13 protein-coding genes are annotated in these 15,012 nt (G+C 70.6%); 7 read left to right on the top strand and 6 right to left on the bottom strand.

Features of this window, described 5'->3' with window-relative positions; genetic code table 11:
- The first annotated feature begins 15 nt into the window (after positions 1 to 15).
- Entirely contained in the window at positions 16 to 2,658 is a 2,643-nt protein-coding gene (locus ACZ6TI_RS26010; protein ID WP_465347737.1) for an alpha/beta hydrolase family protein, read from the top strand.
- Here ACZ6TI_RS26010 and ACZ6TI_RS26005 read toward each other — a convergent pair.
- The gene (locus ACZ6TI_RS26005; RefSeq protein WP_465347736.1) at positions 2,655 to 3,173 is read right to left on the bottom strand and encodes a P-loop nucleotide/nucleoside kinase family protein; all 519 of its coding nucleotides are present in this window, start codon (positions 3,171 to 3,173) and stop codon (positions 2,655 to 2,657) included. The genes ACZ6TI_RS26010 and ACZ6TI_RS26005 overlap by 4 nt on opposite strands.
- A gap of 67 nt (positions 3,174 to 3,240) precedes the next feature.
- Here ACZ6TI_RS26005 and ACZ6TI_RS26000 point away from each other — a divergent pair, with 67 nt between their 5' ends.
- The 5 genes from ACZ6TI_RS26000 to ACZ6TI_RS25980 are packed head-to-tail and all read left to right on the top strand — an operon-like array spanning position 3,241 to position 7,883.
- Positions 3,241 to 4,233: a DNA polymerase III subunit beta family protein gene (locus tag ACZ6TI_RS26000; RefSeq protein WP_465347735.1), complete on the top strand. Its 993-nt coding sequence runs from the start codon at positions 3,241 to 3,243 to the stop codon at positions 4,231 to 4,233.
- Between the two features lie 30 nt (positions 4,234 to 4,263).
- Positions 4,264 to 5,331, top strand: coding sequence for a threonine aldolase family protein (locus tag ACZ6TI_RS25995; protein ID WP_465347734.1), 1,068 nt, complete (start codon positions 4,264 to 4,266; stop codon positions 5,329 to 5,331).
- Positions 5,328 to 6,194 carry an oxidoreductase gene (locus tag ACZ6TI_RS25990; RefSeq protein WP_465347733.1) on the top strand — a complete coding sequence of 289 codons (867 nt, stop codon included), beginning with the start codon at positions 5,328 to 5,330 and terminating at the stop codon, positions 6,192 to 6,194. The genes ACZ6TI_RS25995 and ACZ6TI_RS25990 overlap by 4 nt, the downstream gene beginning before the upstream one ends.
- Positions 6,191 to 6,910, top strand: a complete 720-nt coding sequence (locus tag ACZ6TI_RS25985; protein ID WP_465347732.1) for a class I SAM-dependent methyltransferase — start codon at positions 6,191 to 6,193, stop codon at positions 6,908 to 6,910. Before ACZ6TI_RS25990 ends, ACZ6TI_RS25985 begins: the two co-directional genes overlap by 4 nt.
- Positions 6,903 to 7,883: an RNA polymerase subunit sigma-70 gene (locus ACZ6TI_RS25980; RefSeq protein WP_465347731.1), complete on the top strand. Its 981-nt coding sequence runs from the start codon at positions 6,903 to 6,905 to the stop codon at positions 7,881 to 7,883. Before ACZ6TI_RS25985 ends, ACZ6TI_RS25980 begins: the two co-directional genes overlap by 8 nt.
- Here the strand turns inward: ACZ6TI_RS25980 and ACZ6TI_RS25975 are convergent.
- The 5 genes from ACZ6TI_RS25975 to ACZ6TI_RS25955 form a co-directional block, all read right to left on the bottom strand.
- Positions 7,855 to 8,598 carry a class I SAM-dependent methyltransferase gene (locus ACZ6TI_RS25975; protein WP_465347730.1) on the bottom strand — a complete coding sequence of 248 codons (744 nt, stop codon included), beginning with the start codon at positions 8,596 to 8,598 and terminating at the stop codon, positions 7,855 to 7,857. The genes ACZ6TI_RS25980 and ACZ6TI_RS25975 overlap by 29 nt on opposite strands.
- Positions 8,599 to 8,670: 72 nt before the next feature.
- A complete protein-coding gene (locus tag ACZ6TI_RS25970; protein ID WP_465347729.1) occupies positions 8,671 to 9,246 on the bottom strand; it encodes a hypothetical protein in 576 nt (191 codons plus the stop codon).
- 48 nt (positions 9,247 to 9,294) lie between these two features.
- Complete coding sequence (locus ACZ6TI_RS25965; RefSeq protein ID WP_465347728.1) at positions 9,295 to 9,912, bottom strand: hypothetical protein; 618 nt, start codon at positions 9,910 to 9,912, stop codon at positions 9,295 to 9,297.
- Between the two features lie 1,556 nt (positions 9,913 to 11,468).
- Positions 11,469 to 12,038: a hypothetical protein gene (locus ACZ6TI_RS25960; protein ID WP_465347727.1), complete on the bottom strand. Its 570-nt coding sequence runs from the start codon at positions 12,036 to 12,038 to the stop codon at positions 11,469 to 11,471.
- A 629-nt stretch (positions 12,039 to 12,667) separates the two neighbouring features.
- On the bottom strand, positions 12,668 to 13,522 hold the full coding sequence (locus ACZ6TI_RS25955; protein WP_465347726.1) for an aldo/keto reductase: 855 nt from the start codon (positions 13,520 to 13,522) through the stop codon (positions 12,668 to 12,670).
- Positions 13,523 to 13,611: 89 nt separating this feature from the next.
- Between ACZ6TI_RS25955 and ACZ6TI_RS25950 the strand changes: the two genes are divergently transcribed.
- The gene (locus ACZ6TI_RS25950) at positions 13,612 to 14,883 is read left to right on the top strand and encodes a DUF4407 domain-containing protein (protein ID WP_465347725.1); all 1,272 of its coding nucleotides are present in this window, start codon (positions 13,612 to 13,614) and stop codon (positions 14,881 to 14,883) included.
- Positions 14,884 to 15,012: the final 129 nt, after the last annotated feature.

Here is a 15,012-nt window from a genome sequence, read left to right as displayed (position 1 = left end):
ATGCGGAGGACATTGATGTCCGCGGCTCTGGCGGCGGCGATGGTGCTCGGTTTCACTGGCCCGACCCGAGCCGATCCGCCGAGGCCCGAGCCGTCCGCGGCCTGGCGGGTGTCCGGCGACAGTCTCATCTGGACAGCGCCGCGGCCGGTGCCGATCGCTGACGCGGCGGTCGAATTCTGGTCCGGTGACCGCCTGCTCGGCCGCGCCACCAGTCGCGACCTGCGCACCTTCACGCTCACCGGCGCGACAAACGTCAACCCCCAGGATCTTCAGGTACGCGCGGCCGGCCGCCGACTCGACGTAACCCCGCCACGCGCCACCCGCACCGCACCCGTCGCCGTGCCGGCTCACCTCCCGGCCCACCCGGTCGACCCCGGCGTCCCGGGCCCGTTCCGCACGATCGAGGGCGAGTACGACCTGCCCGGCATCCCGCTCCCCCGCTACCCGGCCCTGACCGAGATGCGCGCCCTGGTGATCGCCCCGACCGGCGCACCGGGCCGCCGCCCCCTCGCGCTGTTCCTGCACGGCCGGCACCAGAGCTGCTACACGAGCGCCGCGGCCACGATCGAATGGCCGTGTCCCGCCGGTGCACAGCCGGTGCCGAGCTACCGCGGCTACCGCCAGGCCCAGCAACTGCTGGCGTCGCAGGGTTACGTGACCGTGTCGATCTCCGCGAACGGCGTCAACGGCCAGGACGGCTGGGACGAGGACGGCGGCGCGCAGAACCGCTCGTCGCTGGTCCGGCAGCATCTGGCCCGGTGGGCGCAGTGGGCCGGCGCCGGTCGCGACGACGCGCCCGCGATCGTGCGGCAGGCGCCGGTCGCCGACCTGTCCGAGGTGTTTCTGGTCGGGCACTCGCGCGGCGGCGAGGGCGTGAACCGCGCGGCGATGGACAGCCTGCGGCCACCGCCCGCGGCGGACGACGGCTATCACGGCCGGGTGCGCTGGACGATCCGCGGCACGCTGCTGATCGGGCCGACCATCTTCGGCCACGACCCGGCGCCCGACACACCGTCGGCGACCATCCTGCCGGGCTGCGACGGAGACGTGTTCGACCTCCAGGGCCAGCAGTACATCGACGCCACCCGCGGGGTCAGCGAGGGCCGGGCGTTGCACAGCTCGCTCTACTTCGTCGGCGCGAACCACAACTTCTTCAACACCGAGTGGACGCCCGGGCAGGCGGCGTCGCCCACCTCCGACGACTGGCCCGCCGAGCTCGGCGATCCGGTGTGCACGCCCGGCACGCCGACCCGGCTCACCCCGGCGCAGCAGCAGACCGCCGGGGCGACGTACATCGCGGCGGCGGCACGGGTCTTCGTGGCAGACGACGATCGGGTGCTGCCGCTGATCGACGGCGGTGGGGTGTCGGCGCCGTCGGCCGGCCCGGCGCACGTGCTGAGTCACGCGCTGGGTGGCGCCCGCCGGCCGGTGCTGCTGCCCGATCCGGCGGTGCGGGTCGCCGGGGCGCGACTCTGCGAGCAGGTCAACAGCGAGCAGCCGGAGCGCGCCTGCCTGCCGCCGACCGAGCTGATGAGGCGGCAGCCGCACTTCGTGCCGTTCGGGGCGGTGCCGGTCGAGCCGGGGCGCTGGGCGATCGAGACGGCCGGCGGCCCGGCCACGCTCACGCCGCCGGCGCCCGTGCGGGTGGACGGTGGCCAGTTGGCGCTGCGCATCGTGGTGCCGCCGGACACGACCGGGCGGTTCGGGGTGGCGGTCACCGATCGGCAGGGGCGCCGGGTGGTGCTGGGTGACGTGACCGTGGCCGCGCCGCCCAGCTCCGAGACGTTTCCGAGCTACTGGGCGCCGGAGTCACGCGTACCGCTGAAGGGGGTGAAGTCGATCGCCCGGCTGCAACTGATCCCGCGCGGCCCGAGTGGCACCGCCTGGTTGATCGACGCGTGGGCGCGGCGAGGCGGCACGCCGGAGCCGCGGCAGATCGCCCTGCCGCGCATCGACGTGGGCAGCCTGACGGTCGACGAGCGGGACGACGGGACGCGGACCTTCCAGGTGCCGGTGACGGTGACCGGGCGCGGCGGCGGGCAGGTGCGGATCTTCGTGATCGACGGGCGCACCCAGGCGACGCGATCGTTCCTGGCCACGGTCCGGCCGGGCGACCAGCGGGTGCCGGTGCCGGTGGAGGTGACCGGCAACACGCAGTTCGGCGCGCAGATGTTCGCGGTCGGCGCGAAAGCGGTCCGCGGCCTCTTCGTGGGCGACTTCATCGGGCAGCTGGTGGCCACCGACGACGATCCGGCCCCGGAGATCACCATCGAGCCGGTGGAGGCGGCGGTGACCGAGGGCGCCACGCTGACCTGGCGGCTGCGGCTGTCCCGGCCGGCCGACTCGGAGATCTACCTGTTCGGGGAATTCGTGCCGCCCGGCGACGCGCCCGAGCTGTCCACCACGGACGTGCCGGCCGACTGGCTTCTGTGGAACTCGTTCACCGGCGAACTGCCGGAGCCGTCCCGGCCGCTGTCGGCGACGACCGCCTCGCCCTTCGCGATCGTCCCGGCCGGCGAGCTGACCGGCGATCTGGTGATCCCGACGCTGCCGGATGATCTCGTCGAGCCGGCCGAGCAGATCCGGATGGTGGCCCAGGTCTTCGGCAACGACCAGGAGCTGGCCACGATCACCGTGGAGGGCCGGGTGAGCGACTAGGCCCAGAGGGCCGCGCGGACGCGATCGCTCAGGCCGGCGATGTCGACCGGGCGGGTGGTGTCCACGCGCAGGACCGGACCGAGCGCCAGCGGCTCGGCCCGGGCCGCCCAGGTCGTCCACTCGGTGGCCAGACGCTCGCTGTCGCGATAGACGCTGGAGCGGTTGCGGGCCACGAAGCGGCCGCGGGCCACCTCGGCCGGCACGTCGCACCAGACTTCGGCCACGCCGGTCGCCTTCGAGGTGGCCAGGCCGGCGCGCGCGTGTTCGAGGTCGCGGGGCCGGAACCACCACGAGTCGATCACCACGAGGCCGTCGGCACCGGCCGCGAGCAGCCACACCGTGTCCATGGCGACCATGCCGAGCGCGGGGATCTCGGTGACGACCGCGTCCGCCAGCGCCTCCTTCACGCGGTCCTTGGACAGGAAGGTGGCGCCCAGGCCGGCCGCCAGCCGAGGCCCGAGGCTGCTCTTGCCCGAACCGGGCAGGCCGTTCACCAACACCACGTCCCGCGCCATGCCCTCAAAATAGGCGGTTGACTCTCCACCTGGTCGAGGCGGGAGCGTGAGCGGGGTGGAGAGCGACATGCGTGGCATCGGGGAGATGGCTCGGGTCAGTGGCCTGACGGTGAGCGCCCTGCGGTTCTACGACCGGGCCGGGGTGCTCGCGCCGGCCGAGGTCGACGCGGTCAGCGGATATCGCCGCTACCGGGACGACCAGGTGCGGGCCGCCCGGCTGATCGCCAGCCTGCGCCGGGTCGGGATGCCGCTCGCGGACATCGCCGCCGCGGTGCGCGAGCTGTCCGACCCGGACGCCGTGCGGCCGCTGCTGGACCGGCATCTGCGCCGGCTCGAGGACGGCCTGACGGACGCCCGCCGGGAGCTCTCCCACGCCCACACCCTGCTGGAGCTGGAGGCTTCCGTGACCCGTGTTTCCCTGCCCGCCGCCGCCCTCGCCGCCGCACTGGACGCCGTCCGGTTCGCGGCCGGCACGACGCCGAACCCCGAGATCCCGATGCTCGCCGGCATCCTGTTCGAGGCCGGCGCCGGCACACTCACCCTGGTCGCCACCGACCGGTTCCGGCTGGCCGCGGCGTCGGTCCCGGCCGACGTGGACGGGCCGCCGATCCGGGTCGTGGTCCCGCCCGAACTGACCGGCGATCCGCGATCCGGAGAACTGGTCCTGGAGGCGGGCCGGATCCGGATCGGCGAGCAGGAGGGCAAGCCGATCGAGGGCGACTACCCCGACTTCCGGCGCCTGGTCCGCGAACCGGAGGGCCCGAAGGTCACCGTCGACGTGGCCGCCGCCAAGGAGGCGATCGCGGCCGCGCCCGAGGAGTGGCGTGAGCACGAGGGGGTCACGTACCCGCTGGTGAAGTTGACCGTCGGCGGTGATGGGGAGCTGCAGGTCGTGGCGGAAGGGGGCCAGGTCGCGGTGAATCGGGACTTTCTGCTGGAGGCGCTCGACGCGGGCGGCGCCGGGCAGCTGGTGCTGGAGCTCGACGGGCCGATCCACCCGCTGGCCATTCGCACCGGGCAACGTGACCGGTTTTCACTTCTGATGCCGGTGCGGCACTGACAGACAGCGCCGGACTGACAGACTGGGCCGGTGGACGACGAGATACGGCGACGGCGGGCCCGATGCACCGACTCCTTTCACGCAAACGGCCTGACCCGGCCCGCCGAACTGCTGGCCACGATTCCACCGGACACCGCCGAGGACGTCTATGGCGACGGCGGGGTGGTCGCCGAGCTCGAGCGCTACACCGCCGGGCTGCTGGGCAAACCGGCCGCCGTCTTCCTGCCCAGCGGCACCATGGCGCAGGCGGCCACGCTGCGGGTGCACGCCGACCGCCGGACCAGCCGCACCGTGGTCTGGCACCCGCACTGTCACCTGGCCGAGCACGAAAATGCGGCCTACCAGCGCGTGCACCAGCTGGTGGGCCGGGCCGCCGGCGAGCCGGAGCGCCTGCTCACCGCCGCCGACCTGGGCACCGTGGGCGAGTCTCCGACCGCGCTGCTGGTCGAGCTGCCGCAGCGCGATCTGGGCGGACAGTTGCCGGGCTGGGACGACCTGGTGGCGCAGACCGAGTGGGCGCGCGAGCACGGCGCCGCGGTGCACCTCGACGGCGCCCGGCTGTGGGAGGCGACCGCGGGCTACGGCCGCACCCCGGCCGAGATCGCCACGCTCTTCGACACCGTCTACGTCTCCTTCTACAAGGGCGTCGGCGCGCTGGCCGGCTGCTGCGTGGCCGGGCCCGAGCAGGTCATCGCCGAGGTCCGCGAGTGGCGGCACCGGCTCGGCGGCACCCTGTTCGGGCTGTGGCCGGCCGCCGCGTCCGCGCTGCACCTGCTGCCGATCGCGCTCGCCGAGATGCCGGCCCGGCTGGACCACGCCCGGGCGATCGCGGCCGCGCTCGACGACGTGCCGACGGTGCGGGTGCTCCCGGACCCGCCGCAGACGCCGATGATGCACCTGCTGCTCGGCACCACCATGGAGGCCTACTCGGCGCGAGCCAAACAGCTCGCCGACGAGACGCAGTTCTGGGTGTGGCCGCGGGCGATGGCGACCGCCGATCCCGGCGTGGTCCGCTGCGAGCTGGCCGTCGGACAGGCCAGCATGCGGCACAAGCCGACCTTCATCGCGGAAACGCTCGAATGGTTAAGTAAGGGATGACCGCTGACAGTTTTCCGCTGGGTTCCCGCTCGGTCCGGCGCATCGGTTTCGGCGCCATGCAGCTCGCCGGCCCGGGCGTCTTCGGCCCGCCGCGTGACCGTGACCAGGCCGTCGCCGTGCTGCGGGAGGCCGTGGCGCTGGGCGTCGACCACATCGACACGGCGCAATATTACGGGCCCGACGTGGTCAACGAGCTGATTCGGGACGCTCTGCACCCGTACCCGGAGAATCTCGCTCTGGTCTCGAAGGTCGGGGCGGAACGTGACGCGACCGGGCACTGGCTGCCCGCGCTGGAGCCGGAGCAGTTGCGCCGGGGCGTGCTCGACAATCTGCGCACGCTGCGGGTGGAGCGGCTGGACGCGGTCAATCTGCGGCTGCCCGGCGACGGCGACCTGACCGCGATGCTGGACGCGATGATCGCCCTGCGCGACGAAGGGCTGATCGCCGGCATCGGGCTCAGCAACGTGACCCGGGAGCAGCTCGTCGCCGCGGTCCGGCGCACCGAGATCGTCTGCGTGCAGAACCCGCTCAACCTGGTGCACCGGGAGTCGCTGCCGCTGCTGCGCGAGTGCGCCGAGCTGGGCATCGCGTTCGTGCCGTTCTTCCCGCTCGGCTCGGCCTTCGGCGGCTCGGCCTTCGGCGGTGGGCAGAACCCGGTCCTGGGCAATCCCGACGTGGTCGCGATCGCCGAGCGGCTCGATGCCACGCCGGCCCGGGTCGCGCTCGCCTGGCTGCTCGCGCTGGCGCCGAACACCCTGCTCATCCCGGGCACCTCGACCCTGGACCACCTGCGGGACAACCTGGCCGCCGCGACCCTGCACCTGGACGACGACGCCCTCAAGGTGCTGGACTCGCTCGTATGACGCGGATCTTCGGGGAGGTGGCCGAGCTCTACGACGACGTCCGGCCGGGTTATCCGAGACAGGTGCTGGACGCGATGGTGGAGTTCCACGGCGGGCGTCCGGCTTCGGCCGCCGACCTCGGCGCCGGCACCGGAAAGGCGACCGAGCTTCTGGTACGCCTCGACGTGCCGGTCACCTGCGTCGAGCCGGACCCCCGGATGGCCGCCGTGCTGGCCTCGAAGTTTCCGCAGGTCGAGGTCGTGAACTCGACGTTCGAGGAGTGGACCCCGCCGACCGCCGGGCTCGACCTGGTGGTGTGCGCGCTGGCCTGGCACTGGCTGGACGAGGCGACCCGCAACCGGCGCACCCGCGACGCCCTGGCCCCGGGCGGCGTGCTGGCCGTCTTCGCGCACAAGTACGGCTATGCCGACCCGGCCGTCGACAAGACCATCGGCGAGGTGCTGCAAACGGTGGACCCGCAGGTCAGCGAGCGGGCCGAGCACTGGCTGCTGGAGGACGTCGAGCGCAGCGGCGTGTGGTCCGCGGTGGACGAGCGGATCTGGCACACCTATCCGGAGTTCAGCAAGGAGCGTTACCTGCAGCTGGTGCAGACGTTCTCGCCGTTTCGCCGGCACACGCCGGAGCAGCGGCGGGCGGCGCTCGACGGGCTGGACGCGACGCTCGACGACACGCTGATCCTCGACCTGACCACCACGCTGGTGCTGGCGCGTGTTTGAGGATCTCGTCGCCGCTCATCGCGCCGAACTGCTGGCGCACTGCTACCGGATGCTCGGGTCGCTGCACGACGCCGAGGACGCGCTGCAGGAGACGCTGGTGCGGGCCTGGAAGGGGCTGGACGGCTTCGAGGGGCAGGTGCGGCCGTGGCTCTTCCGGATCGCGACGAACCGCTGCCTGACCATGCTCGAGCGCCGGTCGCGGCGGGAACTGCCGGCGGATCTGAGCTCGGGTGCGCCGTTGTCGGAGGTGGCCTGGCTGGAGCCCTATCCGGATCGGCTCCTCGATCCTTCTTCTTCAGTCATCGCCCGCGAGAGCGTCGAGCTGGCCTTCGTGGCCGCCCTGCAGCATCTCTCGCCGGTGCAGCGTGGCGCGCTGTTGCTGCGCGAGGTGCTCGGGTTCTCCGCGGCCGAGGTGGCGACGCAGCTCGGCACGTCGGTGCCGGCGGTGAACAGCGGCCTGCAACGCGCCCGCAAGGTGCTCGCCGAGCAGGGCCCGGCGGTGAGCCAGCAGGCGACTCTGCGCACGCTGGGCGACGCCAAGGTCAAAGAGCTTGCCGACCGGTACGCCTCGGCGTGGGAAGCGGCCGACGTCGACGGCATCGTGGCCCTGCTCGCCGCGGAAGCCACCTATTCGATGCCGCCGCTGTCCGCCTGGTATCGCGGCAGCGACGCGATCCGCCGCTGGGTCCCCGAGCCGCTGGAGTTCGCGTGGAAGTTTCGGCCCGCCCGGGCCAACGGCCAGCTCGCCTTCGGCACCTATCTGTGGCGCGAGGGCGAGTGGCAGTTCGGCGCCCTCGATCTGCTGCGGCTGGACGGCGCTCAGGTCGTGGAGGTCGTGTCGTTCCTGTCGGCCGATCCTCTGCTCTTCGACCTGCCGGTCACGCTCGCTGGTGAGGGCGGGCCGCCTGGACCGGTCGCTCCTAGTGCGGGCGGACCGGTCGCTCCTAGTGCGGGCGGGCCGCCTGGACCATGAAGCGGTGCGCGGTCACGGTGAAGTGGCCGGTGGCGCGGATCTGGGCGTCGATGCGGCGCAGCTCACGGTCGTAACGCTCCGGGCTGAAGTCACGCACCTGCCACGGCACCGCGCGCAGGTGCAGCACCAGCGCGCCGACATCGTGGAAGGTCAGCGCCGGGCGCTCCTCGCGGACGTCGGTCACCTCGAGCCCGGACGCCTCCAGCGCGGCCACCGCCACCTCGGAGTTCCACTTCTTGGGATGCGGGACCGGCGCGCCGAGCGCGGCGTTGAGGTCGGCGCAGTCGTCGCTGCCCACCTGCTGGGTGAGCACCGTGCCGCCCGGGCGCAGCAGCCGGGCGATGTCCTCGGCGGGCAGCCGGCCGTGCCGGCTGAGCACCACGTCGAACTCGTCCTCACCGCTGGGCAGCTCGGTCAGCACCGAGACGCCGAACGGGGTGAGCCGGTCGCGGGCCACCGGCGTGTTCGCCGCCCAGGACTCCACGGCGACCGTGTGCGCGGGCAGCGGCGCGAGCTCCGCGAGCAGCTCACCGCCCCCGGTGTCGAGGTCGAGCAGGCTGCTCGCCCGGCGGATCAGCGGCCGGGCCAGCTCCGGGTAGGACCAGGACGGGTCGGAACCCACCGCTCGGCCGTCCATCCAGCCGAACTCCCAGCCGATCAGGGGCACGCCGACGGCATCACCGATCAGCGCGTCATATTCCGGAATCGTCTGCACCACACGACCGTAACCATCGGCCGGTCACAAACGGGACGCGGTTTGTGCGTGTTCCGCAGCACGTCCCGTTACCTAACAGCTGAACATCCCAAAGTTCAGGACGCGGCCACCCGCGCCGACCACCTTGGCGGTGTGCTTGCCCGGCGCGCAGTCGTAGGTGACGTCGAACCGGCCGCGCGGGCCAGTCAGCACGGCGCCCTCGAGCTTGCCGTCCAGGATGATCTCCACCTCGTCCTTGGCCGCGAAGCCCGCGCCCCGGATCGTCAGCTCGCCGTCCGAGGTGCTGCGGCAGCCGGACCAGCCGATGTAGATCGTGGAGGCGGCCACGTCGCCGTGCTCGCCGGCCAGCAGCACGGGGTATGCACCGGACGGCAGCGGCTTGATCGTGGCGGTCTCGGCGTACCGGCCGGTCGCGTCCGCGGTGAAACTGTCGTACTCGACGCCGCCGACGCTGAGCTCGATCTCCTCGTGCGGGCCGAAGCCCTTGCCGCTCACCGTGAACTCGCTCGGGCCGGAGCCGGCGCACGGCAGCACCTGCGCGTAGACCTTCGACGGGGTGATCTTCGGCTCCTTGGGACCGGCCAGCGCGGCCTGCGGAGCGAGCACGATCGGAAGGGCCAGAGCCAGGCCGAGCAGCAGCTTCTTCACAGCACAGGACGCTAACCACCTCGGGTACGCCGCTCGGCCGGTTTCACGTTATTTCCCCAGGCTGTGGCCCTTGACCACGATCGGCACCGTGAAGTCCGCGCCCAGGCAGGCCGCGTTCACGCCGGAGGCCATCATCAGCCCGTCCGGGATGGTGAACGCGCCGATCGTGTTCTTGTCGACGTCCCACTGCACGTCGAACGATCCCTGCGTGACCACCACCGCGGGATCCTTGCAACCCGCGTCCCGGTGCTGGTCGTCCGCCACCGCGCCGCCCTCGGCCGGCTTGACCGAGGTGATCCGGATCGGGAAGTGCTGGTCGTTCGTCAGGTTCACGGTCAGGTTGCCGGTGGCGCCCGGGCTGAGGCGCACGTTGAAGTCGGAACGGCCGCGCAGGGTGAGTTCGACGGCGGTGCCGGCCCGCGAGCCGGTGTCGGCCTCGGTGATCCGCCAGTAGGCCCACGCCACCCCCGCGTTGACGACGATCGCGACCACCGCGGCGACGGTGAGGACCGACCGTGTGCGACCGTCGAACCTGCGCATGCCCTTCCGTCCTGAACTCGGCCGGCGGACCTCCCAGGTGGGCTCGTCCGGCTCCGGCACCGCGGTGACGCCGGGTCGCTGAGGGCTGGTGTCCCGCTTCGTGAACCCGTCCAGCAGCGACTTCATGACGCACCCGCCGGGGTCGTGGGGGCAGGCCGTCTGCTCGGGTATCGCATGCGGCGTGTTCCTCCTGCTTACGGGTCGGGACCGGGGATGTTGCCGAGTGGTTAACCCGGCACGTTCAGATTTCCCGATCGGAGCGAATTTGTGATCGGGATTCCGTCCGCCGTTGGATGGGCATCGTGCGGAGGGTGCGAACTGTCCGGCTTAACCCGCAAGGAGGACGTGGCACTCCGGTTGATCGAGGCGGTTTGCGGGCGCGTTGATGCGCATCTGGCGCTTATGCAGCGCAAACTCGCGGACGTCGGTGTTGTCGCTTGTCAAACGCGGGTGTGTTTTCCGAATTTGGTTCGCGTGATGCGCACGTGCATCCGCACTTACCGGATGGCTGAATGATGCCGGGCCTGGGGCTGAGGGGAAATCGGGTAAGTGTCTGGGGAGATTGAGCTTTCAAGGGGTCAGGCGGGCGGAACGGCTTAACCCTTGCGTGTCGGATAGCAATTAATTTCGACGACGACAACGGCCCTCGGCGGGGTGCCGGGGCCGTTGTTTCACATTCTTGGTTTTACTTGTCCGCCACTTCGTCATCCCCCACCGCGATACTTGAAGAAGAACTCGAAGACGTCAAAGGACTCGGATCCGCCGGTGGTGGTTGCGGCGCAGCAGTCCCTTCGTCAGCGCCGGGAGGCGACTCAGAGTCCTTTGGCTGTTCGCTGGTCTCAGACACCTGGGGAGACGCCGGCTCCGACGCGGCCGCGGTCGTCGAAGGAGGTGTGGTGGGTGCCGTCTTGCTGGGCGCAGGAGAATTCGGCATGGCACCCGGAGCAGTGTTGGTCGTGGTCTCGGCCGCGACCAACCCGCCGGTGGGTGCATCTCGTGCCGGGAACGTGAGCTTGGCGCTCGGTTTGCTCTGCGCGCCGGTCCAGGCGTGGAACCTCGGCATGATCGTCCATACCCACGAGCCACCGGCGAGCTCCCGCGCAGCGAAAGCGACCTGGTGATCTCGAGACTTGGTCGCGGACACCTCGCGCCGGAGTGACGACCGAGGCGGCGTGTCTAGGCTGTGCGCGACAACCAGGTAGGCGGTCATCGCGGCGCCGTTGGCCGCCCGCTGCTGCTGCCAGCTGACAATCGCGGCTCCGTCTTTCTCGGAAGCCTTCGGCGTCTCACCTTGGGGTAGGACGCCTGTCTCGACTTGCCTTACTGCCGCGGACGCCTGGCTGGTCCAACTCGCTGTCGCATGAATCGCTCCGGCAACCAGAACGATCGTGGCGCCGCCTGCCACCATGAGCGTCTTCCAGGGCGAGTGCATTACTTCCTCAACTTCGTCGATCGGAGACTCGAAGCTTGGCGCCAGTCAGATCAACCGGCGGCTGCGGCGGCGTTCGCCAAGCGAACCATCAGACAGCGGCGGAAGGGGCGACGCTTGCTCTGTTTCCGAGGGCGTTCCGGCCGGCGCTTGTGTCGGGCGACGGCAGACACCGTCGGGCCGGTTCGCCCGCGGGTTCACAGAGCCGTCGGCCGGCCAACGTGCGACCGACCGACCATCAGCGGGTCGAGAATCAGGGAGCCAGGGAGGCGGGCTTGGCAACCGGGTTGCGGGTCGCCGCGAAGGTGACCTGGTAGTTCAGCGGGAAGGACATGTTGGAGCAGCGCAGATCAGTGTCCGGGTGGAGAGCCACGGCGTCGTGCAGGTCAAGGGTGTGCCCGTCACCGCCGGCACCGACGACAAAGTTCGAAGGTGCGTAGCTGCGGAGCGTGAGAAGACTGCGGCAGTAGTTGCGGTCGGCATTGGCCACGCCGGTAATGTCGGCTTCCTTCAGCGCCACCGCGTCGATCGAGGTGACTTTGCCGTTGACCGTGTTCTCGCCGGGGTTGGTGACCGCGACGCGGACGTCGGCGGTGTCGGCCGGCAGGAGCTTCGTGCTGATCGGGCCACCCGAGTGCGAGGGGCGAACGCCGATCCAGGTTGCAGTCACCGTGAGAGGAGCGAAGTTCTCCGCGCCCTGCGAGCCCGCGTTCGCGGCCTGAGTGCGCTGGAACGCGGCGTAGGCGACCGTGCCCGCAGCGACCACGCCAACCGCGACGGCGGCGGTGATGATTGCGGTCGAACGCTTCGAGAACTTGCGCATGACTGTTCCTCCAGGAACGGGGTTCGTGCTTCCCGCGAACGCGGGAAGCTGGCGTTTCGGTGCACTCGTTGATTTGTGTTCGCCGGATCCGTGGACCGTTCCGGCGCTGGGACAAAGATGACCGAATCCGGATTTGGCCGCGATAGGTCTTCCGTTTGCGCTATGGCAAGCATCTAGATGGGCGGATCGCTCCGGTTGGACTAGCCCGGGAGGATTACCTCGCCGCCTTCAGCGCGCGGGCTATCGATTTCTTCGGCGGGCTCGATCTCCGGGGACACCGTGCTCTTGCTGCGGGATTGTCCTGCTACCAGCCGGGAGCCGGGAACTCAAGCGGGGTTGGCTGGGAGGATCATGTGAAGACTCGGAAACGGCCCTGCGCGTGAGATCCACGTGAAGTGGATGGGCGTTTTTGGGCGCGTATTTCTCGGGGCCGACACGCCCTTTTTCTGATCCACTCCCTAACGGGGTAGGCCGGATCGTGGGCGGCATCCCCTGAAAGATGCTTCCAGGGAACGGTTCTGTTGGCATGTCGGGCGGTCGGGACTGACTCGGGGTGCTATGGGGCATATCGGACATGGAGCCGGCCGGTGTGCTGGACACCGGCCGGTTGGGCGTACCGAAGGGAGGTTTTAGTTCTTGGGGAGCCAGGCCATGGTCTCCGGGTTGCCGCCGGTGCGGCCCTTCTCGCCCTTGTTCAGGGACGTGATGGCCGTCATCGACTCCTCATCCAGCTCGAAGTCGAAGATCTCGCAGTTCTCGCGTACCCGGGACTCGGTGTTGCTCTTGGGGAAGACGATGTCGCCGCGCTGGATGTGCCAGCGCAGCACGACTTGGGCCGTCGTCTTTCCGGTCGCCTTGGCGACGGACTCGATCGTCGGGTCGCCGAGCACCTCGCCCTGAGCGATCGGCGAGTAGGACTCGTTGGCGATCCCATGCTCGCTGTCGAAGGCGCGCGCCGTGTCGTTCGTCAGGTAGGGGTGGATCTCGATCTGGTTGACGGCCGGCACGGTCTCCGTCTCGGCGAAGAGGCGCCGCAGGTGGTCGGGGGTGAAGTTCGAGACGCCGATCGAGCGGGCGCGCCCGTCCTTCTGGAACTCCTCGAGCGTGCGCCAGGTCTGCACGAAGTCGCCGTCATAGAGCGTGGGCAGCGGCCAGTGGATCAGGAACAGGTCGACGTAGTCCATGCCCAGCTCGGTGAGCGTGCCGTCGAAGGCGCGGCGGGCGTCGTCCGGCTTGTGCGCGGCGTTGCTGAGCTTGCTGGTGATGAAGAACTCGCCGCGGTCGATGCCGGAGGCGGCCACCGCCTCACCGACGCCGCGCTCGTTGCCGTACATCTCGGCGGTGTCGATGTGCCGGTAGCCGATGCCGATGGCCGTCTCGACCTTGGCCCGGGTCTCCGCCGGCTTGATCTGGAACACGCCGAAGCCGAGCTGCGGAATGGTACGGCCGTTGTTGAGCGGGATTGCCGGGATCGGCGAAGTCATGGTGCTCCTCACGCTGGATGCTTTTTCGTCAAGTCGAGGCTTACCCGTTTCGTCCGCGCCCGCACCTGTGATGGGCGAGACTCGGCTGCATGCCGAGGCGTCGTGACGTGCTGCTGCGGGTCGCCAACGTCAACCCGGGCAGCGTAACCACCCACTCCGACCGGGTGCTCTACAGCGCGATCGGCGTCTTCGTGCTGCTCTACTTCGTCTATGCGACGGTTGGTGGGGCGGCGTTCGTGGACGCCAGCGCGAACTACACGCACCCGTGGTGGCAGTGGCTGGTCGGGCCGCTGGTCGCGATCGGGGTGGTGGCCTATGACCGGGCGGTCGTCGGGCGGGTGGCGATCAACTATGCGCAGCTGGACTCGCCCGACCCGCGCCACCTGCTGAAACGGCCCACGCTCGGGCTCTATCTGGGCCGGATCGGGCTGGCGCTGCTGTTCGCGGTGATCATCACCGAGCCGCTGATGCTGGCGCGCTACCGAGGCGAGATCGACGCGCACCTCAACCAGGTGCACAACGAGCAGATCCTGACCATGTCGGCGGGCGGGGCGATCGGCGCGTACGACGCACGGCTGGCCTCCCTGCGGCAGCGGGCGGCCGAGGAGGACCGCGCGGTGGCCGCCCTGTCGTCGCAGGCGGTGGCCAAGCGCCGCGATGCCCGCACGGTCTACCGCCAGGCGATCGCCGACTCCGCCGGGGACGGTGTGACCCGCCGGGCCGGGTGCCCCAAGGGCGGCTACTGCGACACGCTGGTGCGGCGGTCCCGGGCGCTCGACGCGCAGGCCGCCGACCTGGACAGGCAGGCTTCCGCGCTGCGGCAGGCGCAGCGGCCCGGCCGGGACGCGCGCACCGCCGAGATGGCGTCATTGACCGGGTTGATCGCCGAGCAGCGTGAGGTGAACGCGACAGCGATCCGGGCGGACGCCGGCTTCGGCGCCCGCACCAAGGCGATGTGGCACCTGATGACCAGCGACTTCTGGGGCATCGGCGTCTTCTATCTCGGCATCGCGCTGCTGCTCGTCGCCCTGGACTGCGCCGCGGTCGGCCTGAAGTTCGTGTCCCGCGGCAACGCCTACGAGCGCACCGAGGCCCGCACCGCCCGGGAACGCGAACACGTGGCCCTGATCGCCTATGAACGCGGTGTCGCCGACGCGCGGGTCTACAGCGAAGCGACCATGCGCGTGGTGGCCGGCGGCGTGGACGCGGCGACCCGGGACGAGACGGTGACCGAGCTGGCGACCGAGCGGGCGAAGTCGGTGCTGCGTTCCGCGGTCGGCGAACGCCCCCGACGACCCGGGCGGCATTTATCCGGACATCGCGACCTGCACTCTACTCAAAACACCGTTCGGCGGTCCTGATCGGAGTCCAGGACTTAACGCAAGTTGCATGTAGGCGCTACTATGTGCTCCGACGCACCGCCTGCCCACGCTCTGTTGAACGGCGGCCTGGCCGCCCTGGCGAAGTGCGTCGGCGATAGCGGGCTCCTG

The organism is Actinoplanes sp. NPDC051388, from assembly GCF_055586225.1.
The sequence above is the reverse complement of the archived record's forward strand: the minus strand, read 5'-3'. Positions and strand labels throughout refer to the sequence as shown.

Bases quoted from the DNA above. Each gene is read 5' to 3' on its own strand.
- ACZ6TI_RS26005 (WP_465347736.1), bottom strand. From the start codon at position 3,173: ATGGCGCGGGACGTGGTGTTGGTGAACGGCCTGCCCGGTTCGGGCAAG.
- ACZ6TI_RS25985 (WP_465347732.1), top strand. From the start codon at position 6,191: ATGACGCGGATCTTCGGGGAGGTGGCCGAGCTCTACGACGACGTCCGG.
- ACZ6TI_RS26000 (WP_465347735.1), top strand. From the start codon at position 3,241: ATGCGTGGCATCGGGGAGATGGCTCGGGTCAGTGGCCTGACGGTGAGC.
- ACZ6TI_RS25990 (WP_465347733.1), top strand. From the start codon at position 5,328: ATGACCGCTGACAGTTTTCCGCTGGGTTCCCGCTCGGTCCGGCGCATC.
- ACZ6TI_RS26010 (WP_465347737.1), top strand. From the start codon at position 16: ATGTCCGCGGCTCTGGCGGCGGCGATGGTGCTCGGTTTCACTGGCCCG.
- ACZ6TI_RS25955 (WP_465347726.1), bottom strand. From the start codon at position 13,522: ATGACTTCGCCGATCCCGGCAATCCCGCTCAACAACGGCCGTACCATT.
- ACZ6TI_RS25960 (WP_465347727.1), bottom strand. From the start codon at position 12,038: ATGCGCAAGTTCTCGAAGCGTTCGACCGCAATCATCACCGCCGCCGTC.
- ACZ6TI_RS25950 (WP_465347725.1), top strand. From the start codon at position 13,612: ATGCCGAGGCGTCGTGACGTGCTGCTGCGGGTCGCCAACGTCAACCCG.
- ACZ6TI_RS25965 (WP_465347728.1), bottom strand. From the start codon at position 9,912: ATGAAGTCGCTGCTGGACGGGTTCACGAAGCGGGACACCAGCCCTCAG.